The sequence below is a fragment of the Halomonas sp. MCCC 1A11062 genome, assembly GCF_021404355.1.
Classification (GTDB): Bacteria; Pseudomonadota; Gammaproteobacteria; order Pseudomonadales; family Halomonadaceae; genus Halomonas; species Halomonas aerodenitrificans.
In genome coordinates this window covers 105,027-121,029 of record NZ_JABFTW010000003.1, presented here as the reverse complement: position 1 = coordinate 121,029, position 16,003 = coordinate 105,027, and the positions used below count along the sequence as shown (strand labels likewise).

Annotated in this window: 12 protein-coding genes and 1 other RNA gene; 6 read left to right on the top strand and 7 right to left on the bottom strand. The window is 65.7% G+C overall.

The genetic code is table 11. The features are described 5' to 3' along the window. Positions 1–6: 6 nt before the first annotated feature. Positions 7–771 carry a TlyA family RNA methyltransferase gene (locus HOP58_RS04720; RefSeq protein ID WP_010627876.1) on the bottom strand — a complete coding sequence of 255 codons (765 nt, stop codon included), beginning with the start codon at positions 769–771 and terminating at the stop codon, positions 7–9. Positions 772–865: 94 nt separating this feature from the next. Between HOP58_RS04720 and HOP58_RS04715 the strand changes: the two genes are divergently transcribed. Continuing rightward, the gene (locus HOP58_RS04715) at positions 866–1,888 is read left to right on the top strand and encodes an AbrB family transcriptional regulator (RefSeq protein ID WP_010627877.1); all 1,023 of its coding nucleotides are present in this window, start codon (positions 866–868) and stop codon (positions 1,886–1,888) included. Between the two features lie 69 nt (positions 1,889–1,957). Beyond that, positions 1,958–3,949, top strand: a complete 1,992-nt coding sequence (locus HOP58_RS04710; protein ID WP_010627878.1) for a monovalent cation:proton antiporter family protein — start codon at positions 1,958–1,960, stop codon at positions 3,947–3,949. 3 nt (positions 3,950–3,952) lie between these two features. Here the strand turns inward: HOP58_RS04710 and HOP58_RS04705 are convergent, their stop codons facing one another. The 3 genes from HOP58_RS04705 to HOP58_RS04695 form a co-directional block, all read right to left on the bottom strand. Next, the gene (locus HOP58_RS04705) at positions 3,953–4,300 is read right to left on the bottom strand and encodes a nitrogen regulatory protein P-II (protein ID WP_010627879.1); all 348 of its coding nucleotides are present in this window, start codon (positions 4,298–4,300) and stop codon (positions 3,953–3,955) included. Positions 4,301–4,377: 77 nt separating this feature from the next. Continuing rightward, the gene (locus HOP58_RS04700) at positions 4,378–6,408 is read right to left on the bottom strand and encodes a hypothetical protein (RefSeq protein ID WP_234259762.1); all 2,031 of its coding nucleotides are present in this window, start codon (positions 6,406–6,408) and stop codon (positions 4,378–4,380) included. Between the two features lie 60 nt (positions 6,409–6,468). Beyond that, complete coding sequence (locus tag HOP58_RS04695; RefSeq protein ID WP_010627881.1) at positions 6,469–7,692, bottom strand: carboxylate--amine ligase; 1,224 nt, start codon at positions 7,690–7,692, stop codon at positions 6,469–6,471. Between the two features lie 220 nt (positions 7,693–7,912). On the opposite strand from HOP58_RS04695, the gene ffs reads away from it, so the two are divergent. Then, positions 7,913–8,009: signal recognition particle sRNA small type (gene ffs, locus HOP58_RS04690), an RNA gene on the top strand. A gap of 137 nt (positions 8,010–8,146) precedes the next feature. After that, positions 8,147–8,452: a hypothetical protein gene (locus HOP58_RS04685; protein ID WP_010627882.1), complete on the top strand. Its 306-nt coding sequence runs from the start codon at positions 8,147–8,149 to the stop codon at positions 8,450–8,452. A gap of 105 nt (positions 8,453–8,557) precedes the next feature. Here the strand turns inward: HOP58_RS04685 and HOP58_RS04680 are convergent, their stop codons facing one another. Continuing rightward, positions 8,558–9,820 (bottom strand): ArgE/DapE family deacylase, encoded by a 1,263-nt coding sequence (locus HOP58_RS04680; protein WP_010627883.1) that lies wholly within the window; start codon positions 9,818–9,820, stop codon positions 8,558–8,560. Positions 9,821–9,923: 103 nt separating this feature from the next. On the opposite strand from HOP58_RS04680, the gene HOP58_RS04675 reads away from it, so the two are divergent. After that, positions 9,924–10,970, top strand: a complete 1,047-nt coding sequence (locus HOP58_RS04675; protein WP_234259698.1) for a histone deacetylase family protein — start codon at positions 9,924–9,926, stop codon at positions 10,968–10,970. Between the two features lie 16 nt (positions 10,971–10,986). Here the strand turns inward: HOP58_RS04675 and HOP58_RS04670 are convergent, their stop codons facing one another. Together HOP58_RS04670 and HOP58_RS04665 are read right to left on the bottom strand one after the other, a co-directional pair. Beyond that, entirely contained in the window at positions 10,987–12,198 is a 1,212-nt protein-coding gene (locus tag HOP58_RS04670) for an iron-containing alcohol dehydrogenase (protein ID WP_234259697.1), read from the bottom strand. 97 nt (positions 12,199–12,295) lie between these two features. After that, positions 12,296–13,582 (bottom strand): FAD-binding oxidoreductase, encoded by a 1,287-nt coding sequence (locus HOP58_RS04665; RefSeq protein ID WP_010627886.1) that lies wholly within the window; start codon positions 13,580–13,582, stop codon positions 12,296–12,298. A 248-nt stretch (positions 13,583–13,830) separates the two neighbouring features. Here HOP58_RS04665 and dnaX point away from each other — a divergent pair, with 248 nt between their 5' ends. After that, complete coding sequence (dnaX, locus tag HOP58_RS04660) at positions 13,831–15,972, top strand: DNA polymerase III subunit gamma/tau (RefSeq protein ID WP_234259696.1); 2,142 nt, start codon at positions 13,831–13,833, stop codon at positions 15,970–15,972. The last annotated feature ends 31 nt before the right edge of the window (positions 15,973–16,003 follow it).

The window sequence follows — 16,003 nt, the reverse complement described above, 5'->3', positions numbered from 1 at the left end:
ACGCCGTCACTGCTTGACGGCGTGTAGCAGGAACTCGCGGTTACCGTCTCCGCCGGCCAGCGGGCTCTCCTGCCAGTGGCGAACGTCAAGCCCGTACTCGGCGCAGCAGGCGCGAACGGTGGCTTCCACCTCGCCGTAGCGGGCCGGGTCGGAGACGATGCCGCGTGAATTGACCCCGCCCGGGCCCACCTCGAACTGCGGCTTGACCAGACTCAGCAGTTCGCCGCCGGGGCGCAGCAGTCGGGCGATCTCGGGCAGGATCAGCGTCTGCGAAATGAACGAGACGTCCATCACGACGATATCGGGGGCCGCGGCGCTCTGAGCGGCGAGGGCGTCGTGCAGGCGCGGCTCGTCGTGCATGGCCCGCGCATTGAGCCCCTCTAGGCAGGTCACGCGAGGGTCGCCACGCAGCTCCGGGTCTAGCTGGCCGTGGCCCACTTCGATACCGATAACATGGCGCGCACCGAAGGCCAGGGCACAATCGGTGAAGCCGCCGGTGGACTGCCCCACGTCGAGCACCACTCGGCCCGACAGCTCGAGTCCCAGCGCTGCGACCAGTGCCTCCAGCTTCAGCCCCGCCCGTGAGACGTAGCGCTCCTCGGGGTCTTCGGTCACCGCCAGACGCACCCCTTCGGGCAGCTTCTCACCGGGCTTGCTGAGTATTTTTCCGCTCTCCGCCAGGCTGACCCGGCCATGGCGGATCAGCCGCTGGGCGCGGGTTCGCGAGCGGGCCAGGCCCTGGGAAACGAGCAGCTGATCGAGGCGGGGCATGCAATAGTTCCTCATGCAGCAAGAGTGGCAGCCAGAAGCGGGGCCGCCATTATGGCATAATCGTTTAGTTAGCCAGTTAACAGAAGGGAGCTGCGTGGAGCGAAGCGAAGGGAGGGCACTGGCCAGGTCGCTGGCCATCGGGGCGCTGGGTGGGCTGATTTTCCACCTCATCGGCATGCCGCTGGCATGGATGCTGGGGCCGCTGACGGCCAACCTGATCATGTCGGCGAAGGGCGGCGACGTGCGCGTGCCCGAACCGCTGCGCGAGGCCTTTATCGGCGTGCTCGGCCTGGTGCTGGGCAGTCAGGTGACGCCACAGCTGGCCCAGCGGGTGCTCGACTGGCCGCTTTCCGCGGCGCTGCTGCTGCTCGGCGTGGCCGCTTCCACGGCAGTGGCCGCCGCCTGGTACCGGCGCTGCGGCTTCGATTCGATGAGCGCCTGGTTCTCCTCGGCGCCCGGCGCGATGACGGCGATGATCCTGATGGGGGAGAAGTGCGGCGGCGATCCGCGGCGTATCGCCATCGCCCAGTCGCTGCGTATCGTGCTGGTGATCATGATCCTGCCGCCGCTGTTCTGGGCCTACGAAGGTGGCGCAGCGCCCCAGGCGGCGGAGATCGAGAACGGCTTTGCCTCCGCCTGGATGCTGCTGGCTCTGCCGCTGCTGTTTCCCCTGGGGCGTTGGCTGCGCCTGCCCAGTTACACGCTGCTCGCACCGCTGCTCTTCGCCGGTCTGCTCTCCGGCTTCGACATTGCCAGCCTGCGCCTGCCGGACTGGGGTATGAATGTCATGCTGTGGGTGCTCGGCTGTGCCATCGGCTCGCGTTTTCGCGGGCTCTCTTCCGCCAGGCTGGGACGCTATCTGTTCGAAGCCTTCATTGCCACGCTGCTGGCGCTGGCGGTGCTGGCAGGCTTCGCCGAACTGATCCACCGCCTGGTCGGCGTGCCCCGCGACGTGGCGCTGCTGGCGCTGGCCCCCGGCGGTATCGGCGAGATGGCGATACTCGCCGTGGCGCTGGATCTCGACCCCGTCTTCGTCGCCTTTCATCACCTGCTGCGCATGGTGGCGCTGATGCTCTTCGCGCCGTTCTGGGCGCGCTGGTTGATGCGTACACGTTGAATTTCAATATCATGATACCCATTCAGCAACTTCACAGGGACGCTCCATCCAATGAGCAGGAACGAATGAATGCTTGAGCAGGCGCTGGTGCAGTTACTGCTGTTGCTTGGTGCAACGGTATTGGTCGTGCTGGTCTTTCAGCGCTTCAGGATCCCACCTAGCCTGGGATATTTGCTAGTCGGCGTGATGCTGGGCGCCCACACGGCCGGCCCGGTAATCGACAACGACTACATCGACGTCATCGCCGAGTTCGGCATCGTGTTTCTGCTCTTCACCATCGGCCTCAGCTTTTCCCTGCCGCAAATCTATGCGCTGCGCCATACCATTCTCGGGTTGGGTACGGCACAGGTGGCGTTGACTACCCTGGTAGTGTCAATGATCGCCTGGTGGCTGGGGTTGCCCGGGCCGGCGGCGTTCGTCGTCGGAGCGGTGTTCGCCCAGTCATCGACCTCCATCATCACCAAGCAGTTGCTGGAGCAGGGTGAGAGTCAGGCGCGACATGGGCGGCTCGGCACTACCATGTCGGTCTTCCAGGATATTACTGCCGTTCCTTTCGTGGTGATCATCCCGGTGTTGGGTGTAGCTGCCATGCATGAGGTGGCAGGGGCGCTAGGGATGGCTCTGGCCAAGGCCTTCCTCGCGTTCGTTATCGTGCTGCTGTCGGGAAGGTATCTGCTGCGTCCTCTGTTTCACCTGGTAGCCGAACGGCGCTCGGCGGAGCTGTTCACCCTCACGGTGTTGTTCGTCTCTCTGGTATCCGCCTGGACCACCAAGACGCTCGGGCTGTCCATGGCGTTCGGCGCCTTTCTTGCCGGCATGGTGCTCGGTGACACGGAGTTCCGCCATCAGGTCGAGTCCACCATTCGTCCGTTCCGCGACGTATTGCTTGGGCTCTTCTTCGTCAGTATTGGCATGCTGGTCGAGCCCGCGCTTTTGCCCGATATCTGGCTCGAAGCGCTGCTGGGAGCGGTGGGGCTGCTGGGCATAAAGGTGGTGCTGATCACGCTGATCGTACGTTTCTCGGGGGTCGATCCCCAGACGGCGTTTCGTACCGGGCTGGTGCTGGCCGTCGGCGGTGAGTTCGGCTTCGCGCTGTTGGCCATTGGCCTGGATGGCAACGTCATCGCCAGCCGGCCGGCGCAGATCGTGCTCAACGCCGTGCTGTTCTCGATGATCCTGGCGCCACTGCTGATTCGCTTCAATCAACCTTTGGCACTATGGGCATTCGGCCGCTCACGAGGCCGAGCGAAACCGGCTGGCGACGTACCGACGCCGTCCGAGCCTACCGAGAGCCAGGGGCATGTGGTGATTTGCGGCTTTGGCCGTACCGGCCAAACGGTGAGCCGTTTTCTCGAAAGCGAAGGCTTCGACTACCTGGCGCTGGATATGGACCCGGCCATCGTGAGGGAGGCGCGGCTGGCGGGGCAGCAGGTGTTCTATGGCGACTCATCGGACCTGACGGTGCTGGAAAACGTCGGTGTGGAGCGGGCGGCGCTACTGGTCATCAGCCACGACGACAGGCCGGCGGCGCTGGCGACGCTGCGCAATGCCAAGCGCCTGAATCCCGAGCTGGCGGCAGTGGTTCGTACCCGGGACCAGCAGCATGTGGAGGAGCTGCGTAAGGCAGGTGCCACCGAGGTCATACCCGAGACACTGGAAGCGAGCATGCTGCTGACTTCCCACGCGCTGCAGTCGCTGGGCGTGCCTCTGTACCGGGTGGCGCTGCGATTGCAGGAGCAGCGCAGCAGCCACTACCGCATGCTCAGGGAGCTGTTTCGCGGTACGCTGGACAGTATCAAACCGGAGGCATCGGAGCAGGAGCGATTGCATTCGGTGCTGATGTCCGAGGGCTCACCGGCAATTGGCCAGAGCCTTTCGGAGCTGGATACCGAGCGGGACGATGTCTCCGTCACGGCGCTGGTTCGTGATGACAAGCGTGAGCGCTACCCAGGCGCTGCCACCGAAGTCCAGACCAACGACGTGCTGGTACTGTTGGGCTCGCAGGACAATCTCGAGCGGGTGGAACGGCGCCTCACCGGCTCCGGCCAGCCACCCGAGTAGCGCTCAGTCGAACGGGTGCTCCTTGCTCAGGGCCTTGATGTGTTCCGTCAGCCCCAGCGCCTTGGACACCTCGATTTCCAGCGCAATGCCCGTGTCGAGACTCTCGTCGAGCTTGCCCGCCGTGCTCACGGCGTTCAGTACATCCTCTGAACGGCGGGCTTCCACCAGAATGAGAATCACGCTGCGAGACGCCATGAATTCCAGGCCGAAGAAGGTCAACTGCGGCTTGAGCCCCTGGCCTTGGGCGTTGTTGATGATGGTAGCCCCGGTGGCGCCTGCTTCCCGTGCGGCAGTCAGCACGGTATCGGTCCTGTCCTGGTCGACGAAAACCATCAATAACTTGAAATCCATTCGAACTCCCTCGAAGCGAGCCTCACATTGAGATACTGCCATTCTGGCAGAGCCCCGAGTCATTGTCCTGATGCGGGTCAAGTACCTGGGTTCGGGTGTCCGCTATCAGCCTGCAGATCGGCGGCGGGTACCCGGTTCGCCCCCCAACTGCGATGAACGTAGCCGGTGACCCGGTTGAGCTCCTCCTGGGTGACGTTGGCCAGCTCGCCGCGCTCCAGCGGATCGTAGTGGAAGATGTAGAGCCGCGAGGCGAACTGCTCGAAGGGCAGGGAGGCTTCGCCGAAGCGCTCGCCGTTGCCTGCCGTACTGACCCTGACGCCATCGCCCCAGTCCTGGCCGCTGTCGTTGTTGGGATTGAAGAAGTAGACCCGCATCACGTCCGTGGGATCGAGGGAGACGCGCAGGATGGTGATGGCGTGCCAACCGATGAAGCGCGCCGCGCTATCGGTCACGGCGATGCCCGCCGGCTGCGGGTGGATGAGGGGCTGATTGCCGTTGTAGTAGGGGTGATAGCTGGCGTAGAAGTGGCGCAAAAAGACGTCCAGCTCATGCAGCTGGCCGCTGGCCACGTCCACGTTGATACGAAAGCCGCGCCCTGACCACCAACCGTGGAACTCCGGATTGACCCAGCGGTGCGGGTCGCCCTCGCGGCCGATGCAGCGCCGGCCCATCTCGGCATAGATGCGGTCCAGGTGCGGCACCACGATCAGCGACACCGGATCGAGATCCATCGGCAGGCTCTGTGCCACGCCACCGCTGCTCTCCATCGAGGAGATCGGCTGGCCTTCGAAGTGCATCACGATCTCGTCGTCGCGGGCGGCCCAGGCCACCATCTGCAGCAGGTAGTCGGGATCGTTGTAAGCCCACATGGAGAGTGCCCTGGCCGACTGACAGGTCGGGTTGTTGCCCTGACCTACGCCCAGCGGCAGCCCCAGCATGCACAACACCCCCTCGAGCAGGCGGGCACGCGGTGACACCGCGTCGCCGTATGCCAGGTTGAGGCGGGCCTGGGACCACTCGGAGAGCGGTAGTCCCAGTTGACGCCACATGGCGGGGGCAACAGGGGGTTGATAGAGGATGCCGCGCTCCAGCATCAGCGCCAGGCCGTACACCGCCTGGGGCGTGGCCGGGTGCACCGCACTGCGGATCAGCGCGTGAGCCAGCTCGCGGTAGCACAGCAGGCAGTCGCGGCCGGTGGAGGAGAGCCCCAGGGCCTCGGTGATGAGATGGTCGCCGTGGTCGAGCAGGTGGCGCAGCAGCACCGGGTGGTAGGGCGACACCAGCCCGGTGTCGTGCATGGCGCGGGCGAAGCCGGTGGCTTCTCCCTGCAGGGCGGCGTTGTCCATACTGGCCAGACGCTGGCGATAGACCTCGAGGCCGGGGTCTTCGCGGCAGGCGCGGGAGGGGCCATACAGCGAACTCACCAGGCGGTCGGCACCCTGGCCGCTGGTACCGAGATCGATGGCCGGATCGGCCTGGCAGATGGCGATCTGGGTGATCATCTGCTTTACCGCCTCCACCTGGATCGGGCGCTGCTGCAGCACCCGCCAGATCTCCTCGATCAGCTGATCGATGATGTGCTCGTAGCCGATACGCTCGGCAAGGTGATGGAACAGATAGCGTGGAATCCGCGCCAGTCGTCCCTGGGTTTCCCGCTCCGCCTCGCTGGGGGAACTGAACAGCAGCCAGAGGTTGAGCGCCATCACCTGGGTCAGGTAGTGGTGGGCCTGCTCGCCGGACACCAGCGAATGCAGATAGTCGCCCTTGGCCACCGCCAGCAGACGCAGCTCGCTCAAGGCCTCGATCACCACCGTGTTGGCGTCGGGGCTCTTGAGCGAGTAGGTGGTGAGGGAAGGGAGCAGATACTGCGGCGTGGCCCAGTCGGAGCCGAGAAACACGCCGGCCTCTTCCAATGCCCTGGCGCGTACCTCCAGGGCGGCGGCGCCACCGGGATGGAGCAGCACGCGACGTGCCGTATCCAGCACCCGGGGAAGTTTGCCCGGCTTGGCGAAGTCGCGGGCTTCGCCGAGCATGGCGGCTGCCTCGTCGAGGTTGGCCAGTAGTCTGAGCAGCTTCTCCTCGTCCGCTGGCGGGGTGCCCTCGTGCATGTGCCCGTTAGTGGTCACGCCGACTCCTTGTGATCGAGCTGTCGCACCATCACGCCCTGATCAAATGTAGAAATCAAGCTCTTCCTGGTGCTTGAGCAGATCCCGCAGGCGCTCCGGATCGTCGCCCTTGAAGTAGATCAGCCCCCAGTGCGTGCCGAAAGCGGTGCGCTTGGTCACGGTTTCCTCCATGGGCGGCGTGAGTTCGTGGGATTCGAAGTAGGGGTCGTCTTCCACCTCTTCGGGGATCTCCAGGCGGCTGACCACGCGACGCCGTGGATAGACGCCGAAGCAGCCGGCATAGCACTTGGCATCCTCGACCTCGCGAGGGAAGAAGGCGGCGACCTCTTCGGCGCTGCTCTTGGGGTCGAACACCAGCATGCTGGCCTGGTAGGCATTGAAGCCGTAGACCCGCTCGAGCAGCTCGAACACCTTGAAGCCCGGTGGGCGATAGGCCACCTCGCCGAAGTACATCTCGCCGTCGCTGGTGACGAAATACTCGGGATGGATCAGGCCGAAATCGATGTCGAAGGCCTTGATCAGCTTTTCGATCTGAGCGGTGATCTGGGGCCGGTAGCGTTCCAGTTCCGGCGAGGCGGGCACGAAGACCGAGTAGCCCAGGGTGACGTATTCCGAGATGTTGAGAAAGGCGATCTTGCCGTCATGGATCCACGCCTCCACGGCAAATTCCCAGCCGTCCAGGTGCGACTCCATCAGCACCGGAAACTCTTCATCGGGAATGGTATCGACCTCGTCGGGGGTGCGTATCACCCGATGCCCCAGGCAGCCGGCCTTGTCGAAGGCCTTGAGATGAATGGGGTCGTTGGGGTCGCCGTCCAGCTTGAGCAGGGTCTGGTTGACGCGCTTGAGAAAGCGGATGACGTCGCCCTTGTCGTGGGCCTCCTCGAAGATCCCCACGCGAATGCCGCCAAGCTGGGCGCGGCGTTTCATCAGCGCCTTGTCGCGCAGCAGCAGCGATTGGCCGTATAGCCGCGGGTTGTCGAGTAATACCGAGTTGATGGCGCCGGCCCATTCGACGGTTTCCTCGAACAGGGGGATTGCCACGTCCACTCCCATTTCCTTCAAGGTCTCGGCAATTTCCAGCGAGCGGTCGTTGAGGCGCTCGAAATTCCATGACACATGGGGGATATCGTGTTTCTGGCAGTACTCTTCCGCCCATTCCGGCGCTACCACGATGTAGCGACGGTCGAAGTTCTCGGCAGCCTCGACGGCATTCAGGCTCCAGCCGAGCAATGCAATGTAGCCCTTGTCGGGATTCTTCTTCATGGGGCGTCTCCTCCGGTGTGTGTGCCTCTCCTCATCGTCTCCCTTGCCCTTTCACCCTAGCCGATTTGGCTCCGCCTTACAGCCCGGGCCGTCGCTCATGCCTGCCTCGAGCGACGGTCCTTGCTCGCCTCCGGTGCCGCTGGTATAGTGCACGCGCACTCGGCAAGCCATTGATGCACGCCGGGTTCGATGCCTCGAAGGCATCGTGTCGTGGTGGCCCCGTCGGTCCTCCCGCAACGCTAAACCGCAAACCCCGCCAGGCCCGGAAGGGAGCAACGGTAGTGGTGGTCGCGTGTGCCGGGATGTGGCTGTCGGGGCTGCCTCCATTTCGGCCTCTTGTTTTCTTTTCGTCTTGTGTATCTCCGCGCAGCGCGCTTCGATGTTAGACCTTGGTCTATTTAGACTTTGGTGTTAATATGCAGCGCAGCAAAACGCTTGCGAGAGGATGTGCACCATGCAGATCGACGCCACGCCCAACGCCGGTATTCAGCGCAGCCTGCGCCAGTGCCTGTCGAACGCTGCCTTTCTACTCTACCAGCAGGGTCACGTGCTGGAGACCATCACCATCCCCTTCCGTGGACTCGATAGCCGCGCGCTGCGCCAGATGCGCGAAGCCTCCCAGGAGTGGCCGGCCTGCCAGCGGGTACTCGAGAGCAGCGAGGCCGCCATCTACAACGAACACGGTCGCTTCGTGCTGAGCGCCATGGGCCGCGAGCTGCTGTTCGACATGTTCGGTGAGGGTGCGGCGGACTGCGCCTGAGTCCGGCAGCGACGAGCACTTACACGCACGAATGAAAGAACGAGCGGGGAGGCCAATGGCCTCCCCGCTGCGTTTTGATCCCCTTTAGAATTCGTGTCCCTGGTTTCAGGTCATCTCCGCCCAGCGATGGATGAACAGCGCGTAGGTGGTCAGCACGTGGCGAATCGAGTCGATCTCTACGCACTCGTCGACGCCATGGATGCGCTGGGCCACCGGCCCGTAGCAGGTGCCATTGATCGCGCCGCTGACGTGGAAGGCGCGCAGGTCGGTGGTGCAGGTGGAGAGATAGGTGGCCGGCGGGGCGCCGAGCAGATCCTGGTGGCAGCGCGAAAGCAGGGCAATGCCCGGTGCCTCGAGGTCGACCAGGTGTCCTTCGGAGCGAAAGCCGTGGAACTCCACCCGGGGCATGGGGCCGTCATCGGCAAGTTCGGCGTGGCGTGCCTCCACGCAGCGGCGCACACGCTCCATCACCTCGTCGGGCGTCATGCCCGGCGGGAAGCCCACGCGGCCTTCGAGGATGGCATGGGCGGGCACGCTGGAGGCCCAGTTGCCCCCTTCGATCTTGCCGATGCTGAGATTGAAGGGGCTGTCGAGGGTGTCGTAGGGCGCCTGGCGCGGCAGGCCGTTGATCTCGGCCTCCAGCGCCTTGAACGCGGGCAAATATTCGACCAGTGTCTCGATGGCGTTGCGCCCGGCACGGGTGTCGAGCACGTGGGCCGGCACGCCGTCGAGGCGCATACGGAACCACAGCACACCGACCTGGCCGGCATAGATCCGCGCGCCGAAGGGTTCGGGAATCAGCACGAAGTCGCCGCTGAAGCCCTGGTGCAGGCAGGCCAGGGCGCCGTTGCCGGTGCACTCCTCCTCGATCACCGTCTGCAGGGTCAGCGGGAAGTCGATAGCCACGCCGGCCTGACGCACCGCCTGCACGGCCAGGGTCATGGCGGCAATGCCGGCCTTCATGTCGCCGGCGCCGCGCCCGTAGAGCCAGCCGTCCCGTTCCCAGGGCTCCCAGGGTGGGCGGGTCCACATGTCGGTGGGCTCGGCGGGGACCACGTCGAGATGGCCGTTGAATACCAGATGCGGCCCCGGAGCCTCGGCATTGAGTTGGGCCACCAGGTTATAGCGTTCGGTGCAGTCCCATTCGGTGGGGGCGCGGTGGGTGTGCTCGGCGAAACCGGGGGCGTCCAGCGGCACCCGGGTAACCGGCAGCTCGAGGCGCTCGAACCAGCGCTCCATGGTCTCGAGTACGCCGTGCTCCTGGCCCAGCACGCTGTAGCCGCGCACGAGGTCGCGGGTCAGCGCCAGGGTGTCGTCCATCAGCGCCTCGCAGCGCTCGACGATGCGCTGTTCGATGTCACTTAGCATTGGCCCTCCCCCAGTCGGCGCTCGTCGTTGAAGTATTCCACTATATGGTATCTCGGCCTAGGGCATGGCAAGGTCAGGCGAACCATCCCGAAGAGGTGTCGTCATGCTGACCTTCCATAGCGAGTCGACCAAGCTGCGTCGCGCCAAGACCGAGCTCAACGAGGGGTTGCTCATGGCGCCTTTCGAGTGTCCGGAGCGCGTCGACCTGGTGCTCGAGCGGATTCGAGCGAGCGGGCTTGGCCCGGTGCAGGCCCCGGTCCGCTTCGGTCTCGAGCCGGTGCTGGCCGTACATGATCGCGACTACGTCGAGTTCCTGGCCAGCTGCTGGGAGGAGTGGAAGGCGGTCGGCATGGCCGGCGAGGCGATCCCCAACATCTGGCCGTCCCGTTCGATGCCCGGCACGCGGATACCCGAGCATATCGAAGGGCGGCTCGGCTATTACGCCCAGACCGGCGAGACCTCGATTTGCGCCAATACCTTCGAAGCCGCCGAGGTCAGCAAGGACATCGCCCTGTCGGCGCTGGATCACACGCTCAAGAGCGGCGAGCCGAGCTTCGGTCTGTGCCGTCCGCCGGGCCACCATGCGTCGTCGAACCAGTTCGGCGGCTACTGCTTCTTCAACAACGCGGCCATCGCCGCCGAGCAGGCCCTGAAGCACGGCCATTCGCGGGTAGCGGTGCTGGACATCGACTTTCATCACGGCAACGGCACCCAGGAGATCTTCTACTCCCGCGACGACGTGATCGTGGTATCGCTGCACGGCGACCCACTGCACTGCTTTCCCTATTACCTGGGCCACGCCGACGAGACCGGCAGCGGCCGGGGCGCGGGCTACAACGTCAACTATCCCATGCCGCCCGGTACCGATTACGCGCGCTGGTCGGCGGCTCTCGACGAGGGGCTGGCGCGCATTCGTCAGGCCGGGGCCGAACTGCTGATCGTGTCGCTCGGGGTGGATACCTTCGAGCACGACCCGATCAGCAGCTTCAAGCTGAGAAGCGACGACTACCCGGATGTCGGACGCCGCCTGGCCGCGCTGGGCCTACCCACCGTCTTCCTGCTCGAGGGCGGCTATGCGGTGGAGGAGATCGGCATCAACGTGGTGAATGTGTTGAGCGGCTTCGATGCCGCCCTGGTTAGAGCCGGCTAGTGCCGCCTTGGGCCGCCTAGAGTCGCCGTTCCAACAGGCTGCCCAGCTCGGCATCGGTCAGCACCAGGGGGTTGGTTTTCATGCTTCCGCCCCGGGCGCCGGCGACCACGCGCTCGATGTCGTCCCGCTGCATGCCGTAGGCGCCGAGCCTCGGCATGTCGAGCCGCTGGGTCCATTCGCGCAGCGTTGCGACCAGCGCATCGCAGGCATCGCTGTCGCTGAGCTCGCATTCGCCGCTGACCAGGCGGCCGGCCTCGGCGTACTTGGCCAGGGCCGCTGCGTGCGGCTCACGCTGGCGCAGCGCCGCAACGTTGACCTCGGTGGCCTCGGCAACCAGAGTGCCGCACACCGTACCGTGAGGAATCGGGAAGAAGGCGCCCAGCGGCGAGGCCAGCCCGTGTACCGATCCCAGGCCCGCCTGGGCCAGGGTGATGCCCGACATCAGCGAAGCGTAGGCGATCTGTTCGTAGCCCTGCTCGGCCTCGGGATGGTTCGCCTGCCAGGCCGACCAGAAGCCGCGACAGAACGCCTGCATGCCGGACCAGGCCAGGGCGTCGGTGGCGGGGCTGGCATTGAGCGAGACGTAGGATTCGAGTAGCTGGGTGAAGGCATCCATGCCGTTGGCGGCAATCTGCGCCTTGGGGCACCCCGCCAGCAGCTGCGGGTCGACCAGCGCCACAGCGGCGACCAAGCGCTCGTCGCGGAACGATTTCTTGAATCCGTCGGCGCCCTGCACGCTGAGCACGGCGTTCTTGGTTGCTTCGCTGCCGGTACCGGCCGTGGTGGGCACGGCAATCAGCGGTACCGCCGGGCCGCGATAGGGCAGGCCGCTGCCAACGCCCTCCAGGTGATCCATCACCGAATTGCCGGGACGCAGCAGGCCGGCCACCGCCTTGGCCGCATCCAGCACGCTGCCGCCGCCGATGGCGACCACGACGTCGATGGCGTGAGCCTGTTGTTCGGCGACGATGGCATCCACCCGCTGCGGCGAGGGCTCCCCCTCGACGGTGACGTGATGCCAGTTGGCGCCCTGCGCCTCGAGCGCTGCGACCAGCGCCCGCCAATGTGACGTTGCGACGAAGGAACGCCTGCCCGTGACCACCAGCACGCTCTTGCCGTAGTCGGCGATCAGCCCCGGCAGCAGTTCGATGTTGCCGGCACCGAAGCGGATATCCGGCAGGCGGGCGATACGAAAGGCGTCGATACGTTCGGAAAAGGAAGCTGTCATGGCCGGCCCGCTATTCTAGTTGTTGGGGTGAAGCTCACTATAAGCAGCGGCGAAACGCTGAACAAATCGCCGAGCGCAGCCATTTTTCAGGCATGGCTCAGCGCCAGCGCTCGAGTAACTGGTAATACCACATCCCCGCGGCCAACAGCGGATTGCCCAGCGCGTCGCCGAACGGCACCTTGAGGTGGCGACAGGCGGCGAAGGTGTCGAACTCCTCCAGGTGACCGGCAATCGCCTTGGCCATGATCTCGCCGACGATGTGCGAGGTCGCTACACCATGCCCCGAGTAGCCCTGGGCGTAATAGACGGTGTCGGAGAGCCTGCCGAGCATGGGGATACGATTGACCACGATACCGGCCATGCCCTGCCAGGCGTAATCGATGGGCGTGCCCGCGAGCTGCGGAAAGGTGGCTTCCAGGCGCGGGCGCAGCTCGGCGGCGATGTCGGGGGAGTCCTTGCCCGAATAGTTGGCGCCGCCGCCGAACAGCAGCCGGCCGTCGGCGGTGAGACGGTAGTAGTCGAGCACGAAGCGGCAGTCGTACACCGCCAGGTCCTGGGGGTTGATGGCTTCGGCCAGCCCGCCCAGCGGCGCGGTGGTGACGATACCCAGCGAAGCCGGAAACAGCCTGCCGCCCAGGCGGCGGCGCTCCAGGCGGTGATAGGCATTGCCGGCCAGCAGTACGCGGTCTGCGCGTAGCGTGCCGTGCGCGGTGATCACGGCGGGCGAGGGGCCGTGGTCGATGCGCACCACCGGCGAATGCTCGAAGATCTGCGCACCCAGCCGTTGGGCCACGCGCGCCTCGCCCAGGCACAGGTTGAGCGGGTGCAGATGCAGGTTGTAACGGTTGAGCAGACCGCCGTGATAGAGCTCGGTGCGGATGACGTCGCGTACCTGATGCGCATCGAGCAGCTCGACGTGCTCGCCCATGCCGCGGGCCTGACAGGCCTCGAAGTCGGCCTTGAGCGCCGCCATGTGCGAGGGCTTCCAGGCCGCCTGCAGATGACCGTGCTTCAGGTCGCAGGCAATGTCGTACTGCTCGACTCGCTGGCGAATGATGCGTTGGCCGCGCCAGCGCAGGTTCCAGACGAAGTCGTCGGCGGCTTCGCCCAGAGTGCGGCGCATCTGCTTGCGCATGGCCGCCTCGCCGGAGAGGCTGCCGGTCACCTGGCCGCCGTTGCGTCCGCTGGCGCCCCAGCCGACCTTGTTGGCCTCGACGATGGCTACCCGATAGCCGCGCTCGGCCAGCTCCACCGCCGTAGCCACGCCGGTGAAGCCGCCGCCGACGATGGCCACGTCGACCGTCACTTCGCCTTCCAGCCGAGGGTAGTCCGACTCCTGGTGGATGGTGGCGGTATAGTAGGAGGCGCAGCGCGGATCGCTCATGATGACTCCAGTAAATGTCGAAAATACTCAACGCATGCTAACACAGCCAGCCTGGCGGACGAGCCCCCGAGGCGGTGCTTCGACTGGCGGGCCGTGGGCCATTGCCGGGTGTGCTTTGCGCCCCCGGCATCAGCCGGTAGAATGGAGGTTTTCGCGTTCGGCTCGTCACCGGACACCTTCGTCGGGGCGCAGCAGGCCCTGCTCCGATCGGCTGCCCGCCAGCCCTGTTGCAAGGAATCCGTACAGCAATGAGCTACCAGGTTCTGGCCCGCAAATGGCGACCGCGTACGTTCCATGAACTGGTCGGCCAGGAGCACGTCCAGCGTGCGCTGGTGAACGCCCTCGATCAGGGGCGTTTGCATCATGCCTACCTGTTCACCGGGACACGCGGCGTCGGCAAGACCACACTGGCAAGAATACTTGCCAAATGTCTCAACTGTACGGCCAAAGGGTATGGTGACGATGGCATAACCTCTACGCCGTGCGGCCAGTGCGACAGCTGCCGTGCCATCGACGAGGGCCGCTTCGTCGATCTGATCGAAGTCGACGCCGCTTCGCGCACCAAGGTGGAAGACACCCGCGAGCTGCTCGACAACGTGCAGTACGCTCCCACCCAGGGCCGCTACAAGGTGTACCTCATCGACGAGGTGCACATGCTCTCCACCAGCAGCTTCAACGCGCTGCTCAAGACGCTGGAAGAGCCGCCGCCCCACGTCAAGTTCCTGCTCGCCACCACCGACCCGCAGAAGCTGCCGGCCACGGTACTGTCGCGCTGCCTGCAGTTCACCCTCAAGAACATGCCGCCGGAGCGTATCGTCACCCACCTGGCCAAGGTGCTCGAGGCCGAGGGCATCGGCTTCGAGGAGAGTGCGCTGTGGCTGCTGGGACGGGCCGCCGACGGTTCCATGCGCGATGCCATGAGCCTGACCGACCAGGCCATCGCCTTCGGCCATGGGCAGGTGCGCCATGCTGACGTGGCCGCCATGCTGGGAACGCTCGATCACCGTCATGTGCTGGCACTGGTCGAAGCGCTGGCAGACGTCGATGCGCCACGGCTGCTGGCCGAGATCGCCCAGTTGGCGGAGCAAGGGCCGGATTTCGCCGCCGTACTCGACGACCTGAGCGCGGTGCTGCACCGCCTGGCGGTGGCTCAGATGGTACCCGCCGCGGTGGACAACGGCCACGGCGACCGGGACACGGTGCTGGCTCTGGCCTCGCGCTTCACCGCCGAGGACGTGCAGCTCTACTACCAGATCGGCATTCAGGGGCGCGGCGACATGGCTCACGCCCCCGACCTGCGCACGGCGCTGGAGATGACGCTGCTGCGCATGCTGGCCTTCCGCCCCCAGGGGGTGCCGCAGCCGGCCAAGACCCCGCTGCCGCTACGCGGTGTCGAAAGTGGCGGTTCGTCCGCCGCACCCGCTGGTGGCGCCGGCGAGCCGCCGCCCGCTGCCTCACCGGAGGGCGAGTCGGCTGGCGCGCCGGCCCCGGCGATGAGTGCAGCGTCGCCTGTTGCCGAGGCCGTGCGCCCAGCGGAGCCACCCCCACCCTGGGAGGAGGCGGCGCCGGAGCCATCGCTTGGTTCCACCGCCCAGGCGACGGCCGAGCCCGAGTTCGCCGCGGAAGCGACTGTCGCGCCAAGGCCCGAACCTGAGCCTGAGCGGGCTCCCGAGTCCCGGCTTTCGCCGGAGCCTGTACCCGAGCCTGAACCTGAACCTGAACCTGAACCGGAGCCTGCACCCGAACCGGAGCTTGCTCACCCGTCCGCGCCTGAACCTGCCTTCGAGCCGCGCACTGCCGCCGTCCAGCCGGCGGAGGAGTACGCAGGCAGGGCAGCAGCACAGATAGAAGCGGCACAGACAGTAGCGGCACGAACAGAAGAGAGCGACCTGGCGCTGCTCGACGAACCCGAGCCGGTCGTCGAGGTCGCGCCCGCCAATGCCCACGAGCCGCGCCCTGCGTTAGAGCAAGCGGCAGATGGCGAACTGCTAAGTCATGATCGCTGGCTGGATGGTTTCGATGCTCTGGGCCTCGGTGGATTGACGCGCAACCTTGCGGCCCACTGTGTGGTCGAAGCCGATGACGGTAGGCGGTTGACGCTGCGCCTCGACCCGTCCCAGGAGGCCATGAACGCAGAGATCCACGTGCGTCGTGTGCAGGAGGCGCTGGCCGGCATCGGCATCGTACGCCAACTCGCGATCGTGCCGGGGTCCTTGCCGACCGACATCGAGACGCCCCGCCTGCGTGCCGACCGGATTGCCGCCGAGCGTCACGCCGAGGCGGTGGCTGCCCTGCATCGTGACCCACACGTCAGGCAGCTGCAGGAAACCTTCGGGGCACGCCTGATCGAGTCCAGCGTCAAGCCGGCCGAAGCGGCACCCAGGGCCTGAAGACAAGTTCACTTTGCCAAGCGAGAGGAAC

Excerpts from the sequence above, each read along its gene's own strand:
- HOP58_RS04720 (WP_010627876.1), bottom strand. The coding sequence starts at position 771 with ATGCCCCGCCTCGATCAGCTGCTCGTTTCCCAGGGCCTGGCCCGCTCG.
- HOP58_RS04710 (WP_010627878.1), top strand. The coding sequence starts at position 1,958 with ATGCTTGAGCAGGCGCTGGTGCAGTTACTGCTGTTGCTTGGTGCAACG.
- HOP58_RS04705 (WP_010627879.1), bottom strand. The coding sequence starts at position 4,300 with ATGGATTTCAAGTTATTGATGGTTTTCGTCGACCAGGACAGGACCGAT.
- HOP58_RS04700 (WP_234259762.1), bottom strand. The coding sequence starts at position 6,408 with ATGCACGAGGGCACCCCGCCAGCGGACGAGGAGAAGCTGCTCAGACTA.
- HOP58_RS04695 (WP_010627881.1), bottom strand. The coding sequence starts at position 7,692 with ATGAAGAAGAATCCCGACAAGGGCTACATTGCATTGCTCGGCTGGAGC.
- HOP58_RS04685 (WP_010627882.1), top strand. The coding sequence starts at position 8,147 with ATGCAGATCGACGCCACGCCCAACGCCGGTATTCAGCGCAGCCTGCGC.
- HOP58_RS04680 (WP_010627883.1), bottom strand. The coding sequence starts at position 9,820 with ATGCTAAGTGACATCGAACAGCGCATCGTCGAGCGCTGCGAGGCGCTG.
- HOP58_RS04675 (WP_234259698.1), top strand. The coding sequence starts at position 9,924 with ATGCTGACCTTCCATAGCGAGTCGACCAAGCTGCGTCGCGCCAAGACC.
- HOP58_RS04670 (WP_234259697.1), bottom strand. The coding sequence starts at position 12,198 with ATGACAGCTTCCTTTTCCGAACGTATCGACGCCTTTCGTATCGCCCGC.
- HOP58_RS04665 (WP_010627886.1), bottom strand. The coding sequence starts at position 13,582 with ATGAGCGATCCGCGCTGCGCCTCCTACTATACCGCCACCATCCACCAG.
- dnaX (WP_234259696.1), top strand. The coding sequence starts at position 13,831 with ATGAGCTACCAGGTTCTGGCCCGCAAATGGCGACCGCGTACGTTCCAT.